This is a genomic window from Acidovorax sp. sif0632 (assembly GCF_019218805.1).
GTDB lineage: Bacteria > Pseudomonadota > Gammaproteobacteria > Burkholderiales > Burkholderiaceae_C > Acidovorax > Acidovorax facilis.
This window is the reverse complement of record NZ_JAHUWW010000002.1, coordinates 917,827-944,636: the sequence shown is the minus strand read 5'-3', so window position 1 is coordinate 944,636 and position 26,810 is coordinate 917,827. Positions and strand designations below refer to the sequence as shown.

The 26,810-nt window shown below is 64.7% G+C and carries 22 protein-coding genes; 10 read left to right on the top strand and 12 right to left on the bottom strand.

Annotation, left to right across the window (positions count from 1 at the left end; translation table 11 throughout):
* Position 1 precedes the first annotated feature (1 nt).
* Entirely contained in the window at positions 2-3,163 is a 3,162-nt protein-coding gene (locus KW832_RS09610; protein ID WP_218299685.1) for an efflux RND transporter permease subunit, read from the bottom strand.
* 20 nt (positions 3,164-3,183) lie between these two features.
* Positions 3,184-4,428, bottom strand: a complete 1,245-nt coding sequence (locus KW832_RS09605; RefSeq protein ID WP_218299684.1) for an efflux RND transporter periplasmic adaptor subunit — start codon at positions 4,426-4,428, stop codon at positions 3,184-3,186.
* 165 nt (positions 4,429-4,593) lie between these two features.
* Here KW832_RS09605 and KW832_RS09600 point away from each other — a divergent pair, with 165 nt between their 5' ends.
* Positions 4,594-5,295 (top strand): TetR/AcrR family transcriptional regulator, encoded by a 702-nt coding sequence (locus tag KW832_RS09600; protein WP_218299683.1) that lies wholly within the window; start codon positions 4,594-4,596, stop codon positions 5,293-5,295.
* 14 nt (positions 5,296-5,309) lie between these two features.
* Here the strand turns inward: KW832_RS09600 and KW832_RS09595 are convergent, their stop codons facing one another.
* Positions 5,310-6,914, bottom strand: coding sequence for an HD family phosphohydrolase (locus KW832_RS09595; protein ID WP_218299682.1), 1,605 nt, complete (start codon positions 6,912-6,914; stop codon positions 5,310-5,312).
* 92 nt (positions 6,915-7,006) lie between these two features.
* On the opposite strand from KW832_RS09595, the gene KW832_RS09590 reads away from it, so the two are divergent.
* Genes KW832_RS09590 through KW832_RS09580 form a run of 3 tightly spaced genes read left to right on the top strand, consistent with a single transcriptional unit; the run spans position 7,007 to position 9,928 of the window.
* Entirely contained in the window at positions 7,007-8,008 is a 1,002-nt protein-coding gene (locus KW832_RS09590; protein WP_055397492.1) for a rhodanese-related sulfurtransferase, read from the top strand.
* Positions 8,009-8,055: 47 nt separating this feature from the next.
* Complete coding sequence (locus KW832_RS09585; protein ID WP_255577646.1) at positions 8,056-8,718, top strand: glutathione S-transferase; 663 nt, start codon at positions 8,056-8,058, stop codon at positions 8,716-8,718.
* Position 8,719: 1 nt separating this feature from the next.
* Entirely contained in the window at positions 8,720-9,928 is a 1,209-nt protein-coding gene (locus KW832_RS09580) for a GGDEF domain-containing protein (protein ID WP_218299680.1), read from the top strand.
* A 135-nt stretch (positions 9,929-10,063) separates the two neighbouring features.
* On the opposite strand, the gene KW832_RS09575 is transcribed toward KW832_RS09580, so the two are convergent.
* From KW832_RS09575 to KW832_RS09550, 6 genes are all read right to left on the bottom strand, one after another.
* Positions 10,064-10,600, bottom strand: a complete 537-nt coding sequence (locus KW832_RS09575; protein ID WP_199731376.1) for a disulfide bond formation protein B — start codon at positions 10,598-10,600, stop codon at positions 10,064-10,066.
* Between the two features lie 146 nt (positions 10,601-10,746).
* Positions 10,747-11,871 (bottom strand): sulfate/molybdate ABC transporter ATP-binding protein, encoded by a 1,125-nt coding sequence (locus KW832_RS09570; RefSeq protein ID WP_121419910.1) that lies wholly within the window; start codon positions 11,869-11,871, stop codon positions 10,747-10,749.
* A gap of 12 nt (positions 11,872-11,883) precedes the next feature.
* Positions 11,884-12,792, bottom strand: a complete 909-nt coding sequence (cysW, locus tag KW832_RS09565) for a sulfate ABC transporter permease subunit CysW (protein WP_218299679.1) — start codon at positions 12,790-12,792, stop codon at positions 11,884-11,886.
* Positions 12,789-13,658: a sulfate ABC transporter permease subunit CysT gene (gene cysT / locus KW832_RS09560; protein WP_029413812.1), complete on the bottom strand. Its 870-nt coding sequence runs from the start codon at positions 13,656-13,658 to the stop codon at positions 12,789-12,791. The genes cysW and cysT overlap by 4 nt, the downstream gene beginning before the upstream one ends.
* A 31-nt stretch (positions 13,659-13,689) precedes the next feature.
* A complete protein-coding gene (locus KW832_RS09555) occupies positions 13,690-14,694 on the bottom strand; it encodes a sulfate ABC transporter substrate-binding protein (protein WP_029413810.1) in 1,005 nt (334 codons plus the stop codon).
* 231 nt (positions 14,695-14,925) lie between these two features.
* Positions 14,926-15,510, bottom strand: coding sequence for an alpha/beta hydrolase (locus KW832_RS09550; protein ID WP_218299678.1), 585 nt, complete (start codon positions 15,508-15,510; stop codon positions 14,926-14,928).
* 271 nt (positions 15,511-15,781) lie between these two features.
* On the opposite strand from KW832_RS09550, the gene KW832_RS25810 reads away from it, so the two are divergent.
* The 5 genes from KW832_RS25810 to KW832_RS09525 all read left to right on the top strand — a co-directional run bounded on the left by KW832_RS25810 (position 15,782) and on the right by KW832_RS09525 (position 21,197).
* On the top strand, positions 15,782-17,434 hold the full coding sequence (locus tag KW832_RS25810) for a methyl-accepting chemotaxis protein (protein WP_304505074.1): 1,653 nt from the start codon (positions 15,782-15,784) through the stop codon (positions 17,432-17,434).
* Between the two features lie 145 nt (positions 17,435-17,579).
* Positions 17,580-18,461, top strand: a complete 882-nt coding sequence (locus KW832_RS09540) for a hypothetical protein (protein WP_218299677.1) — start codon at positions 17,580-17,582, stop codon at positions 18,459-18,461.
* Between the two features lie 152 nt (positions 18,462-18,613).
* Positions 18,614-19,381, top strand: coding sequence for a hypothetical protein (locus KW832_RS09535; RefSeq protein ID WP_218299676.1), 768 nt, complete (start codon positions 18,614-18,616; stop codon positions 19,379-19,381).
* A gap of 89 nt (positions 19,382-19,470) precedes the next feature.
* Complete coding sequence (locus tag KW832_RS09530) at positions 19,471-20,034, top strand: sigma-70 family RNA polymerase sigma factor (protein ID WP_218299675.1); 564 nt, start codon at positions 19,471-19,473, stop codon at positions 20,032-20,034.
* On the top strand, positions 20,031-21,197 hold the full coding sequence (locus KW832_RS09525) for an ankyrin repeat domain-containing protein (RefSeq protein WP_218299674.1): 1,167 nt from the start codon (positions 20,031-20,033) through the stop codon (positions 21,195-21,197). The genes KW832_RS09530 and KW832_RS09525 overlap by 4 nt, the downstream gene beginning before the upstream one ends.
* 59 nt (positions 21,198-21,256) lie before the next feature.
* On the opposite strand, the gene KW832_RS09520 is transcribed toward KW832_RS09525, so the two are convergent.
* Both KW832_RS09520 and KW832_RS09515 read right to left on the bottom strand, forming a co-directional pair.
* The gene (locus KW832_RS09520) at positions 21,257-22,126 is read right to left on the bottom strand and encodes an HDOD domain-containing protein (RefSeq protein ID WP_218299673.1); all 870 of its coding nucleotides are present in this window, start codon (positions 22,124-22,126) and stop codon (positions 21,257-21,259) included.
* 138 nt (positions 22,127-22,264) lie between these two features.
* Positions 22,265-23,212 carry a LysR family transcriptional regulator gene (locus KW832_RS09515; RefSeq protein WP_055397516.1) on the bottom strand — a complete coding sequence of 316 codons (948 nt, stop codon included), beginning with the start codon at positions 23,210-23,212 and terminating at the stop codon, positions 22,265-22,267.
* A gap of 154 nt (positions 23,213-23,366) precedes the next feature.
* Here KW832_RS09515 and KW832_RS09510 point away from each other — a divergent pair, with 154 nt between their 5' ends.
* Complete coding sequence (locus KW832_RS09510; RefSeq protein WP_121419901.1) at positions 23,367-24,014, top strand: FMN-dependent NADH-azoreductase; 648 nt, start codon at positions 23,367-23,369, stop codon at positions 24,012-24,014.
* 302 nt (positions 24,015-24,316) lie between these two features.
* On the opposite strand, the gene KW832_RS09505 is transcribed toward KW832_RS09510, so the two are convergent.
* The gene (locus KW832_RS09505) at positions 24,317-26,626 is read right to left on the bottom strand and encodes a bifunctional diguanylate cyclase/phosphodiesterase (RefSeq protein WP_218299672.1); all 2,310 of its coding nucleotides are present in this window, start codon (positions 26,624-26,626) and stop codon (positions 24,317-24,319) included.
* Positions 26,627-26,810: the final 184 nt, after the last annotated feature.

The following is a 26,810-nucleotide window of genomic DNA, read 5'->3' as shown; positions in this document are numbered from 1 at the left end:
CTCAATGGCCCTCCAGCAAAACAGGCGAAGTCATGGGTGCGGCACTGTCCGTGGCCCGCTTTTGGCGCCCGAACAGCTTATGCACCACCACAAAAAACAGCGGCACGAAGAAGATGGCCAGCACCGTGCCGGACACCATGCCGCCCACCACGGCCGTGCCCAGCGCGTTTTGTGCGCCAGCGCCCGCACCCTTGCTCAGCATCAGGGGCAACACGCCCAGGATGAACGCGAGCGAGGTCATCAAGATAGGCCGCAGTCGCATGCGCGCCGCCGTGATGGCCGCCTCCACCAGCGGTACGCCTTTGGCGTAAAGCTCCTTCGCAAACTCGACGATCAAGATGGCGTTCTTGGACGCCAGCCCCACCGTGGTGAGCAGCCCCACCTGAAAATAGACGTCGTTCATCTTCCAGGTCAGCACGGCCGCAGCCAGCGTGCCCAGCACACCGAGCGGCACCACCAGCAGCACCGAGAACGGAATCGACCAGCTCTCATACAACGCCGCAAGGCACAGGAAAACCACCAGGATCGACACGGCATACAGCAGCATGGCCTGGCCGCCCGCCTCGCGCTCCTGGCGCGAGACGCCGGTCCATTCAAAGCCGATGCCTGCGGGCAACTCGGCCGCATGGCGCTCGACCAGATCCAGCGCCTGGCCGCTGGACAAGGCGCCCGGCAAGGCCATGCCCAGGATTTCGACCGAAGGCACGCCGTTGTAGCGCTCCAGGCGGGGCGAGCCCGTGGTCCAGCGCGAGGTAGAGAACGCGCTGAACGGAACCATGGTGCCGCTGCTGTTGCGCACAAACCATTTGTTGATGTCTTCAGGCACCATGCGGTGCGGCGCGTCGGCCTGCAAGAACACCTTCTTCACCCGGCCCTTGTCCAGAAAGTCGTTGACGTAGCTGCTGCCCCATGCCACCGAGAAGGTGTTGTTAATGTCGGCCATCGACAAGCCGAGCGAACCCGCCTTGTGCTCGTCAATCTCCAGCCGGAACTCGGGCGCGTCTTCCATGCCGTTGGGGCGCACCGCCACCAGGCCGGGTTCTTTCATCAGCGCGCCCAGCAACTGGTTGCGCGCGGCCATGAGGGCATCGTGGCCCAGGTTGGCGCGGTCTTGCAGCATCAAATCAAACCCGCTGGCGTTGCCCAGCTCGGACACCGCAGGCGGCGCAAACGCAAACACCGAGGCATTGCGGATCTGCGACAGCGCGCCCATCGCCTTGTTGGCCACGGCCTGGGCCTTGAGACCCGGGGCCGTGCGGTCCCCCCAGGGCTTGAGCTTGACGAACGCAAAGCCGGTGTTCTGCCCGCTGCCCGCAAAGCTGAAGCCCGCCACGGTGAAGATGGCGTCCACCGCGTCCTTTTGCTCTTCCAGAAAGTGGTGCTGCACCTGGTCCAGCACCTTCACGGTGTTGCTCTGCGTGGCGCCGGGCGGCAATTGCACGATGGCAAACAGCGTGCCCTGGTCTTCATCCGGCAAGAAGCCCGCAGGGATCTTGGTGAACACAAAGCCCACGGCCACCACCACGATGGCGTAGCCCACCATCCAGCGCCCGCTGCGCTTCAGCATGCGCTGCACCACGCTCTGGTAGTCCCGGTTGCTGCGGTCAAACGCACGGTTGAAGGCGCCAAAGAAGCCCTTGGTCGCCAGGCCGTGGCCCTTTGGCACCGGCTTGAGCAGCGTGGCGCACAGCGCGGGCGTGAGGACCATGGCCACCAGCACCGACAGCGTCATGGCCGACACGATGGTGACGGTGAACTGGCGGTAGATGACGCCGGTGGAGCCCCCAAAGAACGCCATGGGTACAAACACCGCCGCCAGCACCAGGGCCACGCCCACCAGCGCGCCAGTGATCTGGCCCATGGATTTGCGCGTGGCCTCCAGCGGCGAGAGCCCCTCTTCGCTCATCACACGCTCCACGTTTTCGACCACCACAATGGCGTCGTCCACCAGCAGGCCAATGGCCAGCACCATGGCCAGCATGGTCAGCGTGTTGAGCGAATACCCAAACACCGCCAGCACACCAAACGTGCCCAGCAGCACCACCGGCACCGCAATGGTGGAGATGAGCGTGGCGCGGAAGTTCTGCAAGAACAGGTACATCACCACAAACACCAGCACCACGGCCTCGATCAATGTCTTGACCACTTCTTCGATGGAGATGCGCACGAAAGGCGTGGTGTCATACGGCTTGATGACCTTCATGCCCTGGGGGAAGAACTTGCTGAGTTCGGCCAGCTTGGCATCGACGGCCTTGACGGTGTTAAGCGCATTGGCGCCCGTGGCCAGCTTGATGGCCAGACCCGCCGCGGGTTTGCCATTGAAGCGCGCCACGGTGTCATAACTCTCACCCCCCAGCTCGATGCGCGCCACATCGCTCAAGCGCACTGCGGCGCCGCTGGCCTGGGTGCGCAGCAAGATGCCCGCAAACTCGTCAGCCGTCTTCATGCGCGTTTGCGCGGTGATGGTGGCGTTGAGCTGCTGGCTGGCGGTGGACGGCAGCCCGCCCAGTTGCCCGGCGGAGACCTGCGCGTTTTGCGCCTGGATGGCGTTTTTCACATCCAGCGGAGTGAGGTTGAAGCTGTTGAGTTTGCTGGGGTCGAGCCAGATGCGCATGGCGTATTGCGAGCCAAACAGCATGGTGTCGCCCACGCCTTCCACGCGGCTGATGGGGTCTTGCACGTTGGCCGCCACGTAGTCGGACAGGTCCGAGCCGTTGAGCTTGCCGTCTTCCGACACAAAGGCCAGCACGTTCAGGAAGTTGTTGGCCGACTTGGTCACGCGCACGCCCTGCTGCTGCACCTCTTGCGGCAGCAGCGGCGTGGCCAGGGCCAGCTTGTTTTGCACCTGCACCTGCGCGGTGTCGGGGTCGGTGCCGTTCTCAAACGTCAGCGTGATGGTCACGCTGCCCGAGGATTCGCTGGTGGAGGCGATGTAGGACAGCTTGTCCAGCCCCTTCATCTTTTGCTCGATGACCTGGGTGACAGAGTCTTCCAGCGTTTTGGAAGATGCCCCCGGATAGGTGGCCGAGATGGCGATGGCGGGGGGCGCAATGGTGGGGTATTGGGCGATGGGCAGCGTCAGCACTGCCATCACGCCGGCCAGCATCGTGATGATGGCAAGCACCCACGCGAAGATGGGGCGGTCGATGAAAAAACGGGCCATGGGAATGTCTCGCTGGGTGCTCAGTGGGAGGATGTGGCGACGGCGACGGCCGGGCCCGAAGGCTTGGCCTCGCTCGCGGTTGCTGTCTTGCGCACGGCAGGGGACTTGGATGCATCGGCTGCGGCAGGCGCAAAGGGCTGTGCCTGCACCGGCTGGCCGGGGCGCGCCTTCTGCTGGCCTTCCACCACCACCACGTCACCGGGCTTGAGGCCTTCGCTCACCAGCCACTGGTCGCCCACAGCGCGGTCGGTGGTCACCGTGCGCTGCTGCAGCTTGCCCTCAGCGTCCACCACAAAGGCGTAGGGCTTGCCGGTGGTGTCACGGCCCACGGCGGGCTGGGGCACCAGCAGGGCCTGCTCCAGCACGCCCTCTTCCAGCACGGCCCGGGCATACATGCCAGGCAGCAGTTCGGCGCGGGGGTTGGGAAACTCGGCGCGCAGGGTGACGGCGCCCGTGGTCTGGTCCACCGTCACGTCAGAGAACTGCAGCTTGCCGGGCTGCGCGTACACCGTACCGTCCTCCAGCACCAGCCGCACCTGCGCCGCGCCGCCCTTGACGGTGCCCGCGCTGACGGCCCGCTTGAGCGCCAGCAGCGTACTGGTGGACTGCGTCACGTCCACATAGATGGGATCGAGTTGCTGCACCGTTGCCAGAGCGTTGGCCTGGTTGGCCGTGACCAGCGCACCCGGCGTGACGCTGGAGCGGCCAATACGGCCCGCGATGGGTGAGGTGATGCGGGTGTAGTCCAGGTTGATGCGCTGTGTCTGCAGCGCGGCCTTGGCGGAGCTGACCTCGGCCTCGGCCTGCTGCAGCGCCGCAGAAGCGTCGTCCGCGTCCTGCTGGCTCACGGCCTTGATGGCGGCCAGCTCCTTGAACCGCCCGGCCTTGAGCCGCACGGTGACCAGGTTGGCCTCGGCCTTGGCCAGCGTGGCCTGGGCGCTGTCCACGCTGGCGCGGTAGATGGCGGGGTCGATCTGGTAGAGCAAGTCACCCGCCTTCACGTCACTGCCCTCTTTGAAGCGGCGCTGCAGCACCAGCCCGGTGATCTGCGGGCGCACCTCGGCAATCAGTGCGGGGGCAACCCGGCCGGGCAGCTCGGTGGTGAGTGCCAGGCGCTGGGGCTGCACGGTGACCACGCTGACCTGGGGAGTGCCCTGCGCGCCAGTGGTCGGAGGCTGGGGCGCCTCGCCGCAGGCGGCCAGGGCTAGCGCGGAGACAACGGCCAATACGGCCCCACGTCGGGAAGAAACAATTGGCAGACGCATGACAACACTCCTGGGCCGGGGTGCTTCACATGCCCCCTGGCGAGATTGGGAAAGGAAAGATTTGATTGATAAATGTACCGAACGGTTCGGTATTGGCGATTATCAAATTGACACTTTCCCTTTGTCAAGCAAAAATGGACTCGTAGGTACACTTAAGGAGACCGTGTGAAAGTTCGTACAGAAGCCCGCCGCGAGGCCATCCTGGAAGTTGCTTCGCAGGTTTTTGTGGAATTCGGGTTCAAGCGCGCGTCCATGATCGAAATCGTGCGCCGCCTGGGAGGCTCCAAATCCACCATCTACGGCTACTACCCCTCCAAGGAGGCGCTTTTTCAGGCCGTGACGCGTGCGGCTGGCGAAAAACAGATCCAGACGGCTTTTGATGAACTAGCCTCACCGGATGCGATTGACCGCATCGACGCAGTTCTCTCGAAGTTTGGGCAGGAGCTGGCGCAGTTCTTGTGCCGTCCGGACCTGATGGCGACCCATCGCATGGTGCTGGCCGAAGCGGGACACTCGAATGTGGGCGAGCTCTTTTATGAGGCAGGCCCCAAACAAGGGGTCTCTGACCTGGGGGCATTTTTGGGCCGCGCCATGGAAAAAGGCCGCATGCGCAAAGAAGATCCCACCGTGGCGGCCCTGCAGTTTTTTGCCTTGCTGGAAGCAGAAATCCAGTTGCGCTGGTACTACAGAGACCCGCCGCCCCTTTCTGACACGCAGATCACGGGCATCGCGCAACGGGCTGTCGCCACGTTTTCGCGGGCTTACGAATTGCAGCCCGCCCCCCCATCCGGCACAAGCAGCCCATCACCATCCACCGCGCCGAGCGGCGCTACCCCAAACGCCGAATCGCAGCCTGCGCTTGGCTGATGCAGCCAGTCGGCTCAAAGATCGAGCTGGGCGGGGTCCAGAAACTCCTGCCCGTAGCGCAAATGGACGCCTTCGCGCACAAACACCTCGAACAGGTCCGGGTCGATGTGCCCGTTGTCGCGCATCCTGCACATGATGGCAATCGCCTCTGACAAGGTCATACCACTCTTGTAGGGCCGATCAGCCGCTGTCAGCGCCTCGAAGATGTCGGCAATGCCCATCATGCGGGCCTGCAGCGACATCTGGTCACGAGTAAGGCCGCGGGGGTAGCCCTTGCCGTCCATGCGTTCGTGGTGGCCGCCCGCATACTCCGGCACGTTCTTGAGGTGTCGTGGCCAGGGCAGCGTCTCCAGCATCTTGATGGTGGCAACGATGTGGTAATTGATGGTGTCGCGCTCGGCCTGGTTCAGGGTGCCGGATCGGATGGTGAGGTTCTCCACCTCCTCGGCCGTAAGGAAGCTTGTCTGCACCCCCTGTGGGTTGCGCCAGTGCCGCATGGCGGCGATGTCACGCACGCGCTGCTGGTCCTCGGGGCGCATGGCCTCGGTGCCGGTATTGCAGCGGCGCAGAAACTCGCGGTCTTCTTCCAGTGTGTGGATTTCGTGCAGCAGGGCTTGCAGCTCCTGCCCCTCGGCACGCGCATCCACCACCGGGCGCAGCGCCAGCTGGCGGCGCAGTGCGGCCAGCTCGGCATCGCGCTTCAAGACTTCAAACCGCGTGTCCACCAGCCCAATGCGGTCGTACAGGGTCTGCAGCTTGGTGGCCTTGTCCACCACGTGCACGGGCGTGGTGATCTTGCCGCAGTCGTGCAGCAGGCCGGCCATCTTGAGTTCGTAGCGGTCCCGGTCACTCATGCGAAAGCCCGCCAGTGGCCCCTGATTGGTGGCATTCACCGCCTCGGCCAGCATCATGGTAAGGGCGGGCACCCGCTGGCAATGGCCACCGGTGTAGGGCGACTTTTCGTCAATGGCCAGGTTGATCAGGTTCACGAACGACTCGAACAGGCGCTCCAGCTGCGTGATGAGCAAGCGGTTGGTGAGGGCAATGGCAGCCTGCGAGGCCAGCGACTCGGCCAGGCCCTGGTCGGCCTCGGAGAATGTGGTGACCTCGCCGGTCTCCCAGTGCCGCGCGTTGATGAGCTGCAGCACGCCGATCAGTTCATGGTCGTGGTTCTTCATCGGCACGGTCAGAAACGACTGCGAGCGGTACCCCGTGCGCGCATCGAAACTGCGGGTGCCTGAAAAATCAAAGCCCTCGGCGCTGTACGCATCGGCAATGTTCACCGTGCGGTCGTGGATGGCGGCATACGCGGCCACCAGCGAATCGTTGGGGCTGCCATCTGCGTTGCGCAGCGGCAGGTGCGGAAAATCAATGGGCTTGCCCGTGGTGCCACCGAGGCGAATGTCCAGCGAGTCGGTGCGCAGTATCTCGAACTTGAGCGACTTCCCGTCCTCCGTCACGCTGTAGAGCGTTCCGCCGTCCGCGCCCGTGATGGCCTTGGCAGCCTCCAGAATGTTCTCCAGCAGGCGGTCGATGTTGCGCTCGCGGGAGAGCGCAGCCCCAATACCGTTGAGCTGCTCCAGGCGGCGAAACAGGTTGAGGGAGGGTTCCTGGGCCATAAAACACCTTGGGCGCATGTTGGAGACGCCTGCATCGTAACGAAAAGTGACCGCTATCATCACCCCTTCTTTTCCGCTCTCTCCCCCATTTCGTGGACTCGGTCACACCCCGCTTTCTCACTGTTGCGCTTTACCAGTTTGTCGATCTGCCCGACTGCGCCACACTGCGCGCGCCCCTGCAGACCCTGTGCGACGAGCGCGGCGTGCGCGGCATGCTGCTGCTGGCGCCCGAGGGCATCAACGGCACCATTGCGGGCGCACCCGCCGATGTGCTGGCGGTGCTCACCTGGCTGCGCAGCGATGCCCGCTTTGCGAACCTGCAGCACAAAGAAGCCCCCACCGACCGCCAACCGTTCTACCGCATGCGCGTGCGTCTCAAGCGCGAGATCGTGACCCTGGGCGTGCCCGGCCTGAACCCGGCTCGCAATGCGGGCACCTATGTGAAGCCCGAGAAATGGAACGCACTCATCGACGACCCCAGCGTGGTGGTGGTGGACACGCGCAACGACTACGAAGTTGGTATCGGCACGTTTGAACGCGCCATCAACCCCCACACCAAGAGCTTTGCCGAGTTCCCGGCCTGGGTGGCGCAGCAGTCGCAGCCCGGCGGCGTGCTGGCGGGTAACCCGCGCGTGGCCATGTTCTGCACGGGCGGCATACGGTGCGAGAAATCCACCGCCTACCTCAAATCGCAGGGCTTTGACGAGGTGTACCACTTGGAAGGCGGCATCCTCAAATACTTGGAAACCGTGCCCGAAGAAGACAGCCTGTGGCATGGCGACTGCTTCGTGTTTGACGAACGTGTGTCGGTGGGCCACGGCCTGGCTCCGGGGCACCACCAACTGTGCCGCTCTTGCCGCATGCCCCTGGGCGAGGTCGAGCTGCAGTCGCCGCATTACGTGCGCGGCGTGAGCTGCCCGTATTGCCACGGCACGCGCACACCCGAGCAGGAACGCGCGCTGGCAGAGCGGCAACGCCAGATGGACCTGGCGGATCAGCGCGGGCAAGCGCATATCGGCGCGCGGCAACCGGGCAACCGAGCGCGATTCAGCTCCAGCGACGAAAAAAATGATCGCGAGGACGACTCCGCGTGAGCGCTGCCCTGCCCGTCCTCTATTCCTTTCGTCGCTGCCCCTACGCCATGCGCGCCCGGCTGGCGCTGGCTGTCAGTGGCCAGGCCTGCGAACTGCGCGAGGTGGTGTTGCGCAACAAGCCACAGGGCCTGCTGCACGCCTCCCCCAAGGGCACTGTGCCCGTGCTGGTGCTGCCGACTGGCCAGGTGCTGGAGCAGAGCCTGGAGATCATGCTGTGGGCGCTGGCGCAGCACGACCCCGAGGGCTGGCTCATCCCCAGCCACGGCAATCTGCAGGCCATGCTGGCGCTGATTGCCGAATGCGATGGCCCGTTCAAGCAGGCGCTGGACCGGTGCAAATATCCCAGCCGCTACCCCGATGCCGACACGAATGCAGAACGCGCCCGCGCCGTGGCCTGGCTGGGGGGGCTGGAGGCGCGTCTCTGGCCGGACCAGCCCTATCTGTTCGGCACCCATGCGGCCCTGGCCGATATGGCGATTGCGCCTTTTGTACGGCAGTTTGCAGGCATTGATGCCGATTGGTGGGCCGCACAGCCCTGGCCCCGCCTGCAAGCCTGGCTGGCGCAGTGGCAGGCCAGCGATCTTTTGGCCAGCGTGATGCACAAGCTACCCGCATGGGTGGATGGGACAGAGGGCGTGCTGTTTGCGCGTCCGGCAAAGAGGCTCGCGCCTGGGGCCGACACCGCACTGCCAGACTCCGAAGGACGCTGACATGGTGGGGTCTGTTCTCGTCGGCATGCTGTGTGCTCACCTGCTGTGCTTCGCGGTGATGTTTTTGCTCATCAGCAAGCGCTTGCAGGGCAAGAAGATGGGCATGGATTTTTTTGCCATGGGCAACTTGCTGCTAGGGCTTGCCTATGTACTGCAGTTGGTGGAAGGCGGCCCGGCCTGGAGCATGATGAGCGTGGTTAACCACACCCTCACCCTGGCGGCCCCGATCACCTATGGCCTCGGGGTCATGCGGTTCTTTGGATTTCCCGCGCCGCTGTGGCGGCCGCTGGCGGCATTTGTACTCGCCTACTCCACCGCACAGGCACTGATTCAGTGGAGCTTGGGGCCGGTCGCCCGCTACGCCATGCTGTCCGGGATGTCTGCGCTGCTGTTCCTGGTCATGACGCTCGCGGCACTCTATGGTGTTCGCACATTCGCCAAGCACCTGTACCGCGAAATGGCATTTTTCGCGCTCCTGATCAGTGGCATCTGCATTCTGAACGCAATCAAGTTCATAAGGCTACTCCAGGGCGGACTGGAAGTGCTGCACATGGACAGCAGCTTTCAGATGGTGTTCTACATCTATATGTCGTCCCTGGCGACGGTGGTGCCACCCTTCATGATTTGGCTGGTGTTCCGGCGCCTGACCGATGATCTGAGCCAGATGGCGGCGCGCGATCCCATGACGCAACTGCTCAATCGCCGGGGGCTTTCAGAAGCGCTGGAGCAACACTTCAACCTCCACAACGTCGCGCCCGCTTACTTGCTGCTGCTGGACGTGGACCACTTCAAACGTATCAACGACACCTACGGACACCAGGCTGGCGACACCGTGCTGCGCCATGTTGCAGATGTGCTGCGCACCACCGTGCGCCGAGGCGACCTGACGGGCCGCATAGGAGGAGAAGAGTTTGTGGCTGTCTGCCTCGACAGTGATGATGTCGGCGTCGTGCAGTTGGCAGAACGACTGCGCGCAGCGGTCGAAGAACAGGCCATTCACGTGAGCGGCCACGACAAACCGCTGCACTGCACCGTCACCATTGGTGTGTCACCCCGGTTCGCCAACGGCCACGCCTTGGAGAAGGCCCTGCGGGCTGCCGATGTCGCGCTTTACCAGGGCAAGGCAGCTGGGCGCAACCGGATCGAGAAGGCCCATGCATTCGCTGATATCGCACCATTGCCAGGCGCTGGCGCCTCTGCGACCACCTGATCGAATGCTCCCCAAACCTGGATTCTCAGCGTGAAGACCTGCCATGCCAACGCAAAAAAAAAATGGCGCTCACAAGGAGCGCCTTTTTTTCTGATGCAAGTTACGGGCTACGACAAGCGAGCCGACCCCGGCGCATCAAGCCATCGAGTAACCGGAACCCCGACGATTGCCGCTGGTGAACCCGCGCACCAACAGCGCCAGCAGCACCACCGCAAACCCCACAAAACACACAAACGACCAGTTGGCTATCGAGCCGCCCAGGAAGGTCCAGTCAATCGCAGCGCAGTCACCGGAGCCCCGGAAGATCATGGGGATGGCGCGGCTGATGGGATAGTTTTCGATCATGCCGTAGAAGTCGCGGCCGCAGGTGGCGACTTCGGGTGGGTACCACTGCAGCCAGCTCTGGCGGGCCGCCACGAAGGCGCCGAAGCCGGATGCGATCAGGGCCAGCGCGCCCCAGCCCATCCACCAGCCTTTTGAGCCCCTAGCGCTTGCCAGACCTGTGAAGATTGCTACACCAATGAGAGCATAGCGCTGCACGATGCACATGGGGCATGGCTCCAGGCCCACCACATGCTGCAGGTACATGCCAAACGCCAGCATGGCCACGCAGGCCACGCTGATCAGTGCCAGCACGCGGCGCGGGGCCTGATCGATCCAGTTCAACACCATCATTCTTATCCCTCATCCAATAGCCATTGCAAACGGTGCCGCCTCCGAAACGGGCGCGGCCCATGCCAGTGCACCCGTGGATCTGGCTCCGCCAGTCCACCGGGTGCGCCCCCTCAGGGGGAAGACGCGCAGCGGCTCAGGGGGAGTCAGATTCCAGCGGCGTGATCCAAGAACACGCGGGCGCGGCGCGGTGTCACCACCAGCGTTTCACCCTCCTTGAAACCCATTTCCTTGAACTGCTGCGCAGGGATCTGCGCTTCGATCAAGTGGTCTGGGGACGCATTGTCCGCTGGTTTGTGGTCGTCGGAGGGAATAAGTTCCAGCCGCGCAATCGGGCCCACCACAATGGCGCGGCTCAGTTGGGCCACGATGCCGCGCGGGCGACCTTGGGCGTCGAGCCCGGCGCCGGGCGAATAGCGCTCCACATCCAGGTCGTGCGGCCGCACATAGGCAAAGGCCTTGGCGTTTTGCGCCTGGCTGTGTTCGGGCGAGTCGATCTGCATGCCGTCGAGGTGCACCAGCCCCTCATGCGCGCGGCCATGGAACAGGTTCACATCGCCCAGAAAGCCGTAGACGAACGGGCTGGCGGGCTGGTCCCACACCTGCTGGGGCGAGCCACTTTGCTCGATGCGGCCCTGGTTGATGACCACCACCCGGTCGGCCACTTCCAGCGCTTCTTCCTGGTCATGGGTCACGAAGATCGAGGTGACATGCAGTTCGTCGTGCAGGCGGCGCAGCCAGCGGCGCAGTTCCTTGCGCACCTTGGCGTCCAGGGCGCCGAAGGGCTCGTCGAGCAGCAGCACCTTGGGCTCCACCGCCAGGGCGCGGGCCAGCGCAATGCGCTGGCGCTGGCCGCCGGACAGCTGCGAGGGGTAGCGCTCGGCCAGCCAGTCGAGCTGCACGAGCTTGAGCAGGTCAGTCACCTTTTGCTTGATCTGCGCCTCGCTCGGTCGCTCTTTGCGGGGCTTCACGCGCAGGCCGAAGGCCACGTTCTCGAACACCGTCATGTGGCGGAACAGTGCGTAGTGCTGGAACACAAAGCCCACGTTGCGCTCACGCACATGCACGTCGGTCGTGTCTTCGCCGCTGAAGTGGATGGTGCCCACATCGGCCGTCTCCAGCCCTGCGATGATGCGCAGCAGCGTGGTCTTGCCGCAGCCCGAGGGGCCCAGCAGCGCGATGAGTTCGCCCGACGCGATATCGAGGCTCACATCGCGCAGCGCCTGGAAGTCGCCGAATTGCTTGCTGACGTTACGGATTTCAATGCTCATGGTCTTCTTCCTTCAGCGGGCGGTTGGCAAAGGCGCGGGCCGCTCGGGGGGCAATTCGGCAGCCGCCTTCAGCGCCTGCTCGTTGCGGTGCTCTGCAATGGTCTTGATCACCAGGGTGACGAGCGCCAGCAGCGCCAGCAGCGAGGCCGCCGCAAACGCAGCCACCGACTGGTATTCGTTGTAGAGAATCTCGACGTGCAGCGGGATGGTGTTGGTCTGCCCACGGATGTGGCCCGACACCACGGATACCGCGCCAAACTCGCCCATGGCCCGCGCATTGCATAGGATCACGCCGTACAGCAGGCCCCACTTGATGTTGGGCAGGGTCACGTACCAGAAGGTCTGCCAGCCGGTGGCGCCCAGCACGATGGCGGCCTGCTCCTCGTCGTTGCCCTGCGCCTGCATCAGCGGGATCAGCTCACGCGCGATGAACGGGAAGGTCACAAATACGGTGGCCAGCACGATGCCCGGCACGGCAAAGATGATCTTGATGTCGTGTGCCTGCAGCCAGGGGCCAAACCAGCCCTGTGCGCCGAACATCAGCACATAGATCAGGCCCGCCACCACGGGCGACACCGAGAACGGCAGGTCCACCAACGTGGTCAAGAACGCCTTGCCCTTGAACTCGTACTTGGCAATACACCAGGCCGCTGCCACGCCAAACACCAGGTTCAGCGGCACCGCAATCAGCGCGGTGATGAGTGTGAGCTTGATGGCTGACCAGGCGTCGGGTTCACGCAGGCCGTCGAGGTACGCGCCAAAGCCTTTGCGCAGCGCCTCGGCGAACACGGCGGCCAGCGGCAACACCAGGAACAGCAGCATGAAGGCGAGCGCGACAGCAATCAGGGTGTAGCGCACCCACGGCGATTCGGTCGTGCTCGCTTGGGCGCGGCGTATGGTTCGGGAGTTGTTGCCGCTCATGCTGGAGCCCCCGCATGGCGACGCTGCCATGCCTGTAGTGCGTTGATGACCAAGAGCAGGATGAACGAGATCACGAGCATCACCACGGCCACGGCCGTGGCGCCTGCGTAGTCGTACTGCTCCAGCTTGCCGATGATGATCAGCGGCGTGATCTCCGACACCATGGGCATGTTGCCCGCGATGAAGATGACCGAACCGTACTCCCCCACCGCCCGCGCAAATGCCATGGCAAAGCCAGTGAGCAGTGCAGGGGTGATGGAGGGCAGGATGACCTTGGTGAAGGTTTGCAGGCGCGTGGCACCCAGGCAGGTGGCGGCTTCTTCCAGCTCCTTCTCGGCATCTTCGAGCACGGGCTGCACGGTGCGCACCACAAACGGCAGGCCGATGAAAATCAGCGCAATCACGATACCCGCAGGCTTGAACGCGAGCTGAATGCCCATGGGCTCCAGAATCTGCCCGACCCAGCCATTGCCCGCCAGCAAGGCGGTCAGCGAGATGCCGGCCACAGCGGTGGGCAGCGCAAACGGCAGGTCTACCAGCGCGTCCACAATCTTCTTACCCGGAAACTTGTAGCGCACCAGCACCCAGGCGATCAGCAGGCCGAACACCAGGTTGACCAGCGCCGCAAGGAATGAAGCCCCGAAGGTGAGCCGGTACGAAGCCATCACGCGGGGCGCACTGATGGCCGCCCAGAACTGCTCCCAGGTCAGCGTGAAGGTCTTGAAGATCAGTGCCGACAACGGGATCAGCACGATGATGCTCAGATAGAAAAGCGTGTAGCCCAGAGTCAGTCCGAAGCCGGGCAGCACGCGTTTGGGCGCGCGCCGTCCGGCCGGGGCTGCGGCCACTGCAGTCGCGGTGGTCATAAGTGAAGAGGTAGAAACGAAACGCGCTGGCTTACTTGGCGCCGGGCGTGTAGAGCTTGTCGAACTGGCCGCCATCATTGAAGTGCACCTTCTGCGCTTCGGTCAGCGAGCCGAAATACTTGGCCACCGTGAACTGCTTGAGCGGCTTGAACGTGTCGGCGTACTTCTTGAGCACGGTTTCCGAGCGGGGACGAATCGCATGCTTGGCCGCGATCTCCTGCGCTTCGTCAGAGTACAGGTAGTCCAGGTAGGCCTTGGCCAGCTGGGCGGTGCCTTTCTTGGCCACGGTGCGCTCCACCACGGCCACGGGGTTCTCGGCCACCACGCTCACCGACGGGTAGATCGCATCGACCTTGCCGGCGCCGAATTCGCGGTCGATGGAGACCACCTCGGATTCGAACGTGATCAGCACATCGCCCTGGTTGCGTTGCAGGAAGGTGGCCGTGGCGTCACGTCCACCCTTGGCCAGGATGGGCACGTTCTTGTAGAGCTTGCCCACAAACTCGGCGGCCTGCGCCTCGGTGCCACCCTTTTCACGCACGGCGCCCCAGGCAGCCAGATAGGCATAACGGCCGTTGCCGCCGGTCTTGGGGTTCACCACGATCACCTGCACGCCGGGCTTGATGAGGTCTTCCCAGTCCTTGATGCCTTTGGGGTTGCCGTTGCGCACCAGGAACAGCATGGTCGAGGTGGTGGGCGATGCATCGTGCGGAAACTTCTTGGCCCAGTCCTTGGCCACCACGCCGCTGTCGGCCAGGAACTGCACGTCGGTGGTGGTGTTCATGGTCACCACGTCGGCGGCCAGGCCGTCGTTCACGGCACGCGCCTGGGCGCTGGAGCCGGCGTGCGACTGGTCGATCTTCACGTCCTGGCCAGTGGTCTTCTTGTAGTGCGCGGCAAAGGCGGCGTTGTAGTCCTTGTAGAACTCGCGGGCCACGTCATACGACACGTTCAACAGGGAATTCTGTGCGGCAGCCATGCCGCTGGCGGCCAGGGCCAGGGAGGCAAGAAGGGTCTTGAGTTTCAAAGAAGTCATGGTGGTGTCGCCCTAAAAATACTGGAGATGACGCATTGTGCGGAGGCGCCCTTAAAACTCAAAAGAATATATTCTTGTTAATTAATCGTATATTGGCATATGGATTTTTCATAGACCGCCGCAGGTCGATTGCATGCCTGCCCGGGTAGCCACCCCGTACGCGGCGCTTCAATCCAAATAAGCCGCTAGCGCTTTAATATCAAGCGCTAATAGCTATTAAAATTATAGCAATCAGGCCGCTGCAGACGATACGTGTGTTGGGGCGGCAGGCTGCTGCGGCACGGCGTGGTCGCCTTCCAGCGATTGCAGCAATGCCCAGCCCAGGGGCCATTCGCCATGGCCGGAGTCGATATTGATATGCCCGGCGTTCTGCATGCGCACAAACTCGCTGCCCCAGGCCCGCGCATAGGCGCCCGCCAGGCGGATGGGACAAAACGGGTCGTTGCTGCTGGCCGCCACGATGCTGCGGTAGGGCAGCGCGGCGTAGGGCACGGGCGCAAAGTCGCTGAGGATGGCCCGGCGCTCCGGGTCTGCCGGGGCCACGAGCAGCGCGCCACACACCCGGGACGCGGCCTCGGAGCCCATATGAGAGGTAGCGATGCAGCCCAGGCTGTGCGCCACGATCACCACGGGGTTCGGCGCGGCCAACACAGTCTTTTCCAGTTGCCCCACCCAGGCCGTCCGGGTGGGCGTGATCCAGTCGTCCTGCACCACGCGGCGCGCATTGGGCAGGCGCTCGGCCCACAGGCTTTGCCAGTGTCCGGGGCCAGAGTCGCGCCAGCCGGGGACGATGATGATGGAGATGGTAGGGGTCACAGGCTGGCATTCTGCGAGCCGCGCTTTAAAACCCAAACGACTTAATTTTTGTTATTTAATCGCCAAAACATCTAAAAAAGCCTCAGTTCCTGCCCAGACGAACAAGCATTGACTATCGAGTAGATAAATTAAACCAAACGGTTTAATTTACAACCAGTCAGTACAATGTAACCAAATGCAAACACCTTGTCGTGGTCTGCCCCTCCAACGGGGACGCCTGGCGGTTTGTATGGGCAACGTCGCCCCAAGACATCTTCAAGAGGCACCTTCAATGCACACATGGAAAATCAGCCAGCGCCTGATGGCGGGCTTCGGCCTGGTCATCGTGGCTTTGCTCGGAATGTCGGTCTACAGCGTGCTCATTGCACGGGGCATCGATGGCGCATTGAGCGCCAATGCCACGCAAAACGCTGTCATCCAGCGCGCTGCCATCAACTTCCGGGGTTCGGCCCACGACCGCTCCATCGCGGTGCGGGATGTGGTGCTGGCGCCCAACGACGAGGCGCGCAAAAAAGAGATTGAATCCATCGCGCGGCTGGCCGACTTTTATGCCCAGTCCGCCACGCAACTCGACAACGTGCTCAAAACCGCAAAAGAGGTCCCACCCGAAGTGGGCCCCATGGTGCAAGCGCTCAAGGACATCGAAGCACGCACGGTGGCCACCACCAGCAAGGTGGTTGCACTGATGCAGGCTGGCGACCGCGCGGGCGCCGAAGCCCTGCTCTGGGCCGAGGCCAAACCGCAGTACGAGCAATGGCTGGCCGCAGCCAACAGGCTCATCGACTACGAGGAAGGCCGCATCATCAAGAACAGCCAGACGGCCAACCAGGACGCCAGCCAGTTCACCGGCGTGATGCTGACCATCACCCTGCTGGCCGTGCTGATCAGCGTGGCGGTGACAGTGCTGGTATCGCGCAGCATTGGCCGCGAGCTGGGGGCAGAGCCGAGCGAAGTGCGCGCCGTGGTGCAGGCCATCCAGCAAGGCAACCTGACGGCGCAAGTGCAGGTCAAGGCGGGCGACACCGGCAGCGTGATGGTGGCCGTGCGCGACATGCAACAGCGCTTTCATGAACTGGTCTCGGCCGTGCGCGACAACATTGCGCAGCTGCGCACCACCAGCGACGACATCAGCAGTGGCAACCAGAACCTGGGCCACCGCACCGAACAAGCCGCCAGCAGCCTGGAGCAAACCGCCGCCAGCATGGAAGAGCTGACCGCCACCGTGCGCCAGAGCGCCGACTCGGCCCGCCAGGCCAACCAACTGGCCACCACCGCCGCCAGCACCGCCACCAAGGGCGGCGAGGTGATGCAGCAGGTGGTGAGCACCATGCAGGACATCCACCACAGCAGCCAGAAGATCGCCGACATCATCGGCGTGATCGACGGCATTGCGTTCCAGACCAACATCCTGGCGCTGAACGCTGCCGTGGAAGCAGCGCGCGCGGGTGAACAGGGGCGCGGCTTTGCGGTGGTGGCCACCGAGGTGCGCAGCCTGGCGCAGCGCAGCGCCGAGGCCGCCAAGGAGATCAAGGCGCTGATCCAGTCCAGCGTCGAAAAAGTGGACTCGGGCACCCAGCTTGTGGCCAATGCCGGTGACACCATGAACGAGATCGTGCAAGGCGTGCAGCGCGTGAACGGCATCATCGGCGAGATCAGCACCGCCGCTGCCGAGCAGAGCGACGGCATCTCGCAGGTCAACGTGGCCGTGACCCAGCTGGACCAGATGACGCAGCAAAACGGCGCGCTGGTGGGTGAAAGCACCGCTGCCGCAGAGAACCTGCGCCAGCAGGCCCAGCGCCTGGCAGAGCTGGTGGCCGTGTTCCAGGTCAGCGGCAGCGCTGCAGCAGGCATGGGCACGCCCGCCACAGCGAGTCACCGGGGCAATGCCCTGCCCACCACCAGCGTGCGACGCCTCGCTCACTGAGACCGCAGTGCGAACGGTAGGCCCGCAAGCTTGGGTGCGATGCGGTGCTGAAAACTATTTTTGATTTTTTTCGGCACCTCTCAACCCCATTGACCCACCCCGTTCGTTTCATACAGCACCACCACATTTTTTTGATGGAGCTGCTATGAAACCCCGTTCGCTCATCCTGCCCGCCCTCGCCGCCCTGACGGCATTGCTGGGCCTGGCCCACCTTCCTGCCCAGGCCATTGGCCGCCTGGCTGATGTCACCATCGTGGACCGTGACACCGGCGCCACGCTGCCGGTGCACTACGCCCGGGGCGAATACTGGGTGGCAGGGCGGCCCGGGGCACGGTATGCCATCACGGTGCGCAACCGGCTGGGAGAGCGGGTGCTGGCCGTGCCTTCGGTGGACGGCGTGAATGTACTCAGCGGCGAGACTGCGGCCTGGGACCAGCGCGGCTATGTGTTCTCTCCTTATGAGCGTTACCAGATCACCGGCTGGCGCAAGAGCGACAGCCAGGTAGCGGCCTTCGAGTTTTCCCACATTGCCAACTCGTATGCCGCCCGCACGGGCCGCCCGGCGCATGTGGGCGTGATTGGCGTGGCACTGTTCCGCGAACAGCCGCCGGTGCCCCAGCCTGCCCCCGCCATCACCCCCGAGCCCTACAGCCAGCGCCGTGACAACGGCCACGGCCTCGGGCGCCTGCGGGAGGAACCCGCGTCACCCGCTGCCGCTGCACCGGCGGCCCCTGACCCATCGGCCGAATCCTCTGCCCGCTCGCAATCTGCCGACAGTGTGGCCAAGGCCGCCCCCATGCCGTCGGCCAAGCTGGGCACGGCGCACGGCCAGCGCGAGACCTCGGTCGTCACCCACACCAGCTTCACGCGCCTGCAGGAGCAGCCCAATGAAATCATCAGCATCCGCTACGACAGCCGCGAGAACCTGGTGGCCAGCGGCATCATCCGCGAACGGCCGGCGCGCATGCCGGTGCCCCGGGCATTCCCGCAATCGGACAACCTGTCCTATGTGCCGGACCCGAATTGACTGGGCCCGGGATAGCGGACCGGCCATGCGCAGCCGTCCCGCGCGCAGGTGAACGGGCGCCTCGCACAGTGCGCGGCGGCCGACTGCCCCTGATCCGACCCAGTCATTCCGCTCGTTTCACTCAGCACCAATAACATCGTCAAAGGGCCGCTATGAAAACCGGTTCCCCCACACTCCCTGCCCTCATCCCTACCACCGTCACCGCGCTGGCCGTACTGCTCGCGCTGACCAGCTTGCACGCCCAGGCCATCGGCCGCCTGGCCCAAGTCACTATCGTCAACCCCAATACAGGCGCCAGGCTGCCGATGTACTACGGCAAGGGCCAATACTGGGTCGCTGGCCGACCTGGGGCCCAGTATGCGGTCACATTGCACAATCGCAGCGGCGATAGGGTGAATGTCGTGCTAATGGTGGATGGCGTCGACGTACTCACGGGTCAGACCGATGAGTTCACCGGTCAGAACGACGGGTGGAGACGGAGCGGCTATGTGTTCTTGCCCCATGCGCGCTATCGAATTGCCGGCTGGTACAAATCCAGCGGCACGTTGCCTCACTTCGAGTTCGCAAACGTTGCAAACTCCCACGCTGACCTCACTGCGCGCTCAACCAAGGTGGGCCTGATCCAGATTGCATTGTTCCGCCAGCGGATCATCGACCCCGTTGCACAGGTGAGGCCTGAACCGTCCGGCCAACGCCGCAACAAAGTTAGCAACGAAGACCGTCTGAGCGAGGAAGCCCCGCACGGGCGGCGCCAGACCCCGGTTGTGTCGCACCTCCTCGAAGAGGTCATCAGCATCCGTTACGACAGCCGCAAAAATTTGATTGCAAAAGGCGTGATCCGAAAGCGGCGTGCGCACCCGCCGGTACCGCAAACCGTGCCTCAATCGGACAACGTGTCTTACGTACCAGATCCGAGGTAGGCCCTGAATGCAACCCCAGCGGATCTGCCCGCGAGCGCATGAGTCCCTCCCATAATGCGCGGGTGCCATCCACCCCATTCCCCGCCACCATGGAGGACTCCGACGAAGCGCTGATGTTGCGCTACGCCGCAGGAGAACTGGGCGCGTTCGATGTACTGTATGGGCGGCACGAACTGGCGGTGTGGCGGTTTGTGTTTCGCAGCGTCAAGGTGCAGGCCGTGGCCGATGACCTGCTGCAGGACGTGTGGTTTGCCGTGGCGCGCAATGCTGCCCGCTACGAGGTGAAAGCCAAGTTCCGCACCTGGCTGTTCACCCTGGCGCACCACCGGCTGGTGGACCACCTGCGCACCGCCAGGCACCACACCAGCCTGGATGCGAGCGACGACGATGCGCGCAGGCTGGCCGACACACTGGTGGCCGACTCGGGCTTTGGGCCCGTGCGGCAACTACAGTCGCGCGAACAGGCGGCCGCGCTGATTGCGGCGGTGGAACAGTTGCCGCTGGAGCAGCGCGAGGCCTTCCTGCTGCAGGCCGAAGGCGACCTGGGCGTGCAGGAGATTGCCGAGGCCACCGGCGTGAATTTCGAAACCGCCAAGAGCCGCCTGCGCTACGCGCGGGCCAGCCTGCGCCAGCACCTCAAGGAGTTTGTATGAACCTGCAGGACGACGAGCTGGTCCGGCGCTACCACGAAGCCAGCGCGCAGGAAGGCGCCCGCCCCGGCGCGCATGTGCGCGAGGCCGTGCGCGCGCATGCACAGATGGTGGCGGCCGCCCACACTGCAGGCCCCGCTCCAACGCCTGAAGCCCCCGCCGCCAACCAGGCACGCTGGAAGATCTCGGCCCTGGCCACCGTGGCCGTGGTGGGCCTGACCGGTTTGCTGATGCTGCAGTTCGAACGCGGCACGCCCGAGGAGCGGGACACCGCATTCAGCCACCGCCGGGCCGAGGCGCCCGCACCTGCAGCCCAAACCGCCCCAGCCCCCGCGCTCTCGGCCGCCCCCGCACCCAAGCCCCTGCCAGAGGCCCTCTCCCCGCCTCCGTCGGCCACATTGCCAGCCCCCCCCGACAGCGCACAGGAGCAGGAGCGCGCCCACAACACCACCAGCCTGGCCACCGGGGCCGTGGCCCCCAAGTCCACCACGGCACCTTCGCCTGCGCACGCACCGCCCCCCGCGCAGCCCTTAGCCAAGACCGCGCCAGCACCAACCCCGGCACCAACTCCAGCACCTGCCACGGCTGTGGCCCCCGCCCCCGCGTCTGCCTCCACAGCAGCCGCAGAAACTGAAACCCTGCACGCCCCCCGCGCAGCCGGAGCCATGTCTGGGTTCCCCGCATCGCCCTCCCCGGTCGCCGCCCCCAACGCCGAGAGGCGCGAGCACGCGGCAACAGCTCCCACAAAACAGCCCCCACCACCAGCCGCGCCCGAGCCCCAGGCAGCGGCCGCTGCTGCAGCCCCGGCCGCCCGCAGCCCGCTGGCCGACTCTGTGGCCCGCGACAGCAACGGAGCAGCCACTGCCTCCATGCAAAAACGCCTCGGGGCATCGTTGCCAGGCAACGTGTGGGACGCTGCCCGTGCGGGCAACCCCCAGCAGATAGAAAGCCTCGTCCGCCAGGGCACGCCTGTGGACGCCCGCGACAACGAGGGCAGAACCGCCTTGATGCTGGCAGCGATGAACGGCCACACCACCACCGCCCAGAAGCTCCTGGCCCTGGGCGCCAACCCCCGGCTGGTGGACCGCGAGGGCCTGAATGCGGCGCAGTGGGCTGCGCAGCGGGGGCATACGCGCCTGGCCGAGTTGCTGGAGGCGGTGCGCTGAGGGCGGCGGAGATGGACTCAGCCTGAACGGTCTTCTGATTGATCAGCCGCGCATCGGCATCAGAACCGCACCGCCTCAAACGCCGGGTGCAGCGCGTCGATCCAGTGGTCCAGTTCGTCCTGCGTTACGTGCAGGTGGTCCATGCAGGCCTGCCCATGCTGCTGCCATTCGCGCGTGGGCGGCAGGTTGTCATGCTGGTTGACCAGAAACTCGGCCAGCAGGCCCAGGGCCACCAAGTGGCGTACGGTAGGGTCAAACCGCTCGTCATCGAGGCAGGCAAAGTCGTGGTGCAGCCAGATGGCTTGCGCTACGTCGCCTGGCAGGTGCCAGGTGCGCGCGACGATGGCGCCCATCACGGCGTGGTCGGTGCGGTGGCTGGCGTTTTCGGTCTGGGTGAAGGTGCGGTCCTTGCGCGCCAGGGCCTCGGTCACGGTGCCAGCATAGCCGCGCACCGCCTTCACCAACACCGGCATGCCCACATGGCAGAACAGACCGAAGCTGTAGCCCAGGCCCGGGTCAAAGCTGTAGAGCTGGTGGCCGATGTGTTCGCAGGCGATGGCGCGGCGCTGCGAGCTTTCCCAGAAATGCTCCAGCAGCGGCGACCGCACCTGCAGCGCGTTGCGCGTGATGAAGGCCGATAGCAACTCCACCGCTGGCTGCAGCCCCAACACCGTGAGCGCCATGCCCACGGTCTGCACCGGCTGGGCCAGGCCATACAGCGGGCTGTTGGCCAGCCGCATGACGGCAGCGGCCAGGGCCACGTCGGAGGACGCTAATTGTTCCAGGGCCGCCGAATCCAGCTCGGGCTCGGCCATGATCTGCTGCAGGCGCAGCAACGATTCGGGGCACGGCGGAACCACGATGGCCCGCACGGCGGGGTGCACACGGGCCTGCCGGATGTCTTGGTCGATGGGGTGTGGAGCAGTCACAAAAAATCCCCGGGCCGCCGCGTGTGCTGAACACAGGGACGGGGGCGGCCCGCACAGTTGCAATTCGTTGCATTGTGGGGCCAAAAAGCGTGCCGCCCATTGAACCCGTGTACAAGCGCAGTCTTTGCGCTCAGCAACTCAGATATTCGCGCCGTCGAGCCCCTGCAGGGCCTGCCGCGTGCTCAGGCTGCTGCGCCCGGGCATGGCCTCGCCCAGGTAGTCCAGAAACCGCCGCACGGCGGGCGACAGCCCACGGCGCGAGGGGAACACCGCATGCACGATGGCGGGCGCGGGCGCCCAGTCAGGCAGCACCCGCACCAGCTTGCGCTCGCGCATTTCTTCCTGGCACATGTAGTCGGGCATCCAGCACACGCCGGTGCCCGCCACGGCGGCGTATTTGAGTGTGAGCAGGTCATCGGCCACATAGCGCGGCGTGTGCTGCACCATCTGGTGCACGCCGCCAGGGCCGATGAGATTCCAGATGGACCGGCCCTCGGGTGCCGACATGGCAATGCTGTCAAGCTTGGCCAGATCGTCCAGCGTCTTTGGCGTGCCCTGGCGGATCAGCAGCTCGGGGCTGGCCACCAGGATCTGCGTGGTGTGGTCCAGCCGCTTGACGACCATGCTGCCGCTGTCGTCCACCGAGGGGCGCACGCGCAGCGCCACGTCGATGCCCTCCTCCACCAGGTTCACCGCACGGTTGCTCACCAGCATGTCGATACGCACCTCGGGGTACTGGGCGAGAAACCGGGGCATCAGCTCGGCCACCACGGTCTGCGCCAGCGTCACCGGGCAACTCACGCGGATGGTGCCGCGCGGTGTGGTCTGCACCTGGGCCACAGTGTCGGCCGCAGCCTGGGCCGACTCGCGCATGGCCTGGCAATGGCGCAAGTAGGCCTCGCCCACTTCGGTCAGCGACAGCTTGCGGGTGGTGCGTTGCAGCAGACGCACACCCAGCTGCGCCTCCAGGTCGGACACGCGCCGCGACAGGCGCGACTTGGGGATGCCGAGGGCGCGGCCCGCAGCGGCAAAGCCACCGCGCTCCACCACTTCGGCGAAATACAGCATGTCATTGAGGTCTTGCATGGTGGAAGTGCGGGTTGTAGCCACGCGCGATTCATTCGATGGATGGAACAATCTATCTCAAATTAACCACCTTATCAACAAACGGATGAACAACCACAATTCATCCCATGGCCACACGCTGTGGCTCCATCCACAGAACCCCAAGGAGTTTTTCATGCAACTGCTTCACGTCGATTCCGCTATCACCGGTGCCAACTCCGTTTCGCGACAGCTCACGGCACAGATCGTGGCCGCCTACAAAGCCAGCCATCCAGCCACCGAGGTGACCTACCTCGACCTGGTAGCCAACACCCCCGCACACTTCACCATGGACGCAATGACTCCGCGCACTGGCCAGACCGAAGGCTTGAGCGAAGCGCAAAAGCGCGAGAACGCGGTGTCCGAGCAACTGGTCAGCCAGTTTCTGGCAGCCGACGTGGTGGTGATTGGCGCACCGCTGTACAACTTCAGCATTCCCACCCAGCTCAAGGCCTGGATCGACCGGCTTGCCCAACCCGGCCGCACGTTCCAGTACACCGCCAACGGGCCCGAAGGCCTGGCCAAAGGCAAGACTGTGATCGTGGCCTCCACCCGGGGTGGCGTGTATTCCACCAGCGAAGGCGGCCAGGCCATGGAGCACCAGGAAAGCTACCTGAAGGTGGTGTTCGGCTTCTTCGGCATCACCGACGTGCGGTTTGTGCGCGCTGAAGGCGTGGCCATGGGCCCTGATGCCAAGGCCGCAGCCCTGGCTTCCGCCGAAGTGGAAATCACCAACCATACCGGCGCCGCAGCCAACCAGGCCAGCGTAGCGCAAGCGGCCTGAACGGCAACTGCAGGGCTCTGGGGACCCTCTGCACGAATCACCGCACCGTGTGCATCTGCGGACTCGGGTGGTCTGCGGTGTTGCAAATACGCGCAATAGCTACAGCTATTGCTGCGTTTTGCGCCTGGCAGCCCCTCCCGATCCGCAGCGCACACTTACCGCTCGATTCGTGCAGAGGACACCAGGCCTCGCCAACATTGACAAACCCGGCTCCCTGCCGGGTTTTGTTTTTATGCTGAAAAGTGACTCCAGCGCTTATTAGATAAGCGCTAACAGCTATAAATTAAATAGCAAATCCGCGTTCAAACGATTGTGTGGCTTGTCAACTGCCGCTGCAGCCACTGCCGGGCCAGTTGCTCCGGCGGCAGCGCCGGGGCAAACAGCCAGCCCTGAAAACGCTCGCAGCCCATCTTGATCAAAAGCTGCAGCTGCTCCTCGGTCTCCACCCCTTCTGCCACCACCGAAAGGCCCAGCGTGCGGGCCAGCGCATTGATGGTGGCGCAGATCTCGCGGTCGTTCACATCCACCACGATGTCGCGCACAAACACCTTGTCGATCTTCAGCTCACCCACTGGCAGGCGCTTGAGCTTGATGAGCGACGAGTGCCCGGTGCCAAAGTCGTCGATCGACAGCGCAAAACCCGCGTTTTTCAGGTCGAGCGCAATGGCGTAGAGCGATTCGTCGAGCAACTGCGACTCGGTGATCTCCAGCACCAGGTCCGCAGGCTCCACCCCCGCGCGCTCGGTGACGCCCAGCAAGGTCTTGGTGAACCCTGGTTCGCGCAGCTGGATGGTGGAGACATTGACCGACACCACCGGCACCTGCCAGCCCTCGGCGCGCCACTGCGCCACCTGGCGGCAGGCGGTGTCGAACACCCACAGGCCCATCGGCACGATGAGCCCACTCTCCTCGGCCAGCGGAATGAACTCGTCCGGCGGCACCGCCTTGCCGTCTACTGACCAGCGCAGCAGCGCCTCGGCGCCCACCGTATGGCGCTGCTGGTTGAGCTGGGGCTGGTACACCAGCGTGAACTCGCCACCCTGCAGCGCGCTGTGCAGGCGGCGGCGCAGCTCCAGCCGACTGCGCGTGATCTGCGTGAACTCCTCGATGTAGAAACGGTACGAGCCGCGCCCTGCGCTTTTGGTGGCGTGCAGCGCCGAATGCGCGTGGCGCACCAGCTCCACACTGTTGGCCGAGTCGTCCGGGTACAGGCTGATGCCCAGGCTGGCACCCATGTACTGCGCCCCCACCTCCGACAGCTCCCAGGGTCTCCCCAGCCCTTCAACCAGCGATGCGGCCAGTTGCGCCAGCTCGGTGCGCGAGGCGGGGCGCAGCAGCATCACGGTGAACTGGTCATTGGCCAGCCGCGACACCAGGCCCTGCCCTGCCAGCAGCTGGGTGATGCGCTGGGCCACCTCACTCAGCAGCGCATCGCCCACGCGGTGGCCGTAGGTTTCGTTCACGCTCTTGAAGTGGTCCAGGTCAATCAGCAGCAGCGCCACACGGCGGTTGGTGCCCTGCGTGTCGCGCGCGGCCTCGGCCACGGCGCGCTCCAGCGCGTCTTCAAAGTAGCGGCGGTTGGGCAGGCCGGTGAGCGCGTCAAAGTGCGCCACCCGGTACAGCTGCTCTTCGTTGCGCAGCACGGCGGCCTCGGCCGTGCGAAGGCGGTTGAGCAGGCTGACCACAATGGTCTGGCGCAGTGCGGCCAGCAGCAGCACCAGCAGGCAGCACACCAAGATGAGCGCCTGCACACCGGCACGCCCGTCGGGCGCGACAAACAGCAGCACCAGGGTGATGGCCGCCAGCGTCATCGACACCAGCGGCACATAGTTCATGGCCCGGTCACACTGGCGGCGGTAGTCGGCATCCACCGACATCTCAAAGCGCAGCCAGCGCGCGCCCCAACCCAGGGCGAGCGCCGAGAGGCTGAAGCTGGCGTTGAACCAGACACCCGGCTCCACCGTGCTGCTGATCACCATCAGGTTCCACTGCATCCAGCTCAGGCCATAGCCCAGCAGGCCCATCAAGACCAGCAGGTGCGAGCGCGCCACCCGCACCCCCACGGTAGGAATGGCCAGCGCCGTGACTCCCGCCGCCGTGAGGAACCCTGCCGGGTACAGCACCAGTACCGTACCCACCGCCGCCGACCCCACCCCGCCCGAGGGCAGATAGATCACCAGGGTGAAGGCCAGCAGCGCCAGCACAGCACCGCCAAAGTCCAGCGCCGCCGGGTAGGCGCGGTCACGCGAGAGGCGGGCAAACGTGGCGCGGATGACGGTGGCCGCCCACAGCGGGCCCCCGGCCAGAAAGAACAGGTCGGCAGGCGCAGGGAACGGGTTCCAGTCCAGCGCCACCTGCACGTTCCACACCATCTGCCCCACAGCCACCAGCAGGGCAAAGGCCAGCAGACCGGCGTGCAGCGCGCGGTCAGTAGGCGGCGCCTGCACCCAGCCGCGCCAGGCCCAGAAGGCCGACAGCCCAAACGCCAGCGTCCACGAGGCGTTGTCCAGAAACACCCGCACGCTGACGTCCGGCACCCACAGCGACGCGGCGAACAACAGCGTGGCTGCGCTCAACCAGACCGCTGAGAGGATTCGTTCCGCGAAGGACATGGGTGGGGGGCCGTGGTGGAAGGGGTGTGCTGGGCGTAATTGCTACAGAACGTGAACCCTCCCATTGTGGACGCAAGCGTGGCCCGCCTGTTTCCCCTCAAAGCAGCCGGGGCACTGGGCCGGCCAATAGCTACCAAAAAAATAGCATCCAGCGCCTGCTGGACAAGCGCTGGATGCCAATGGA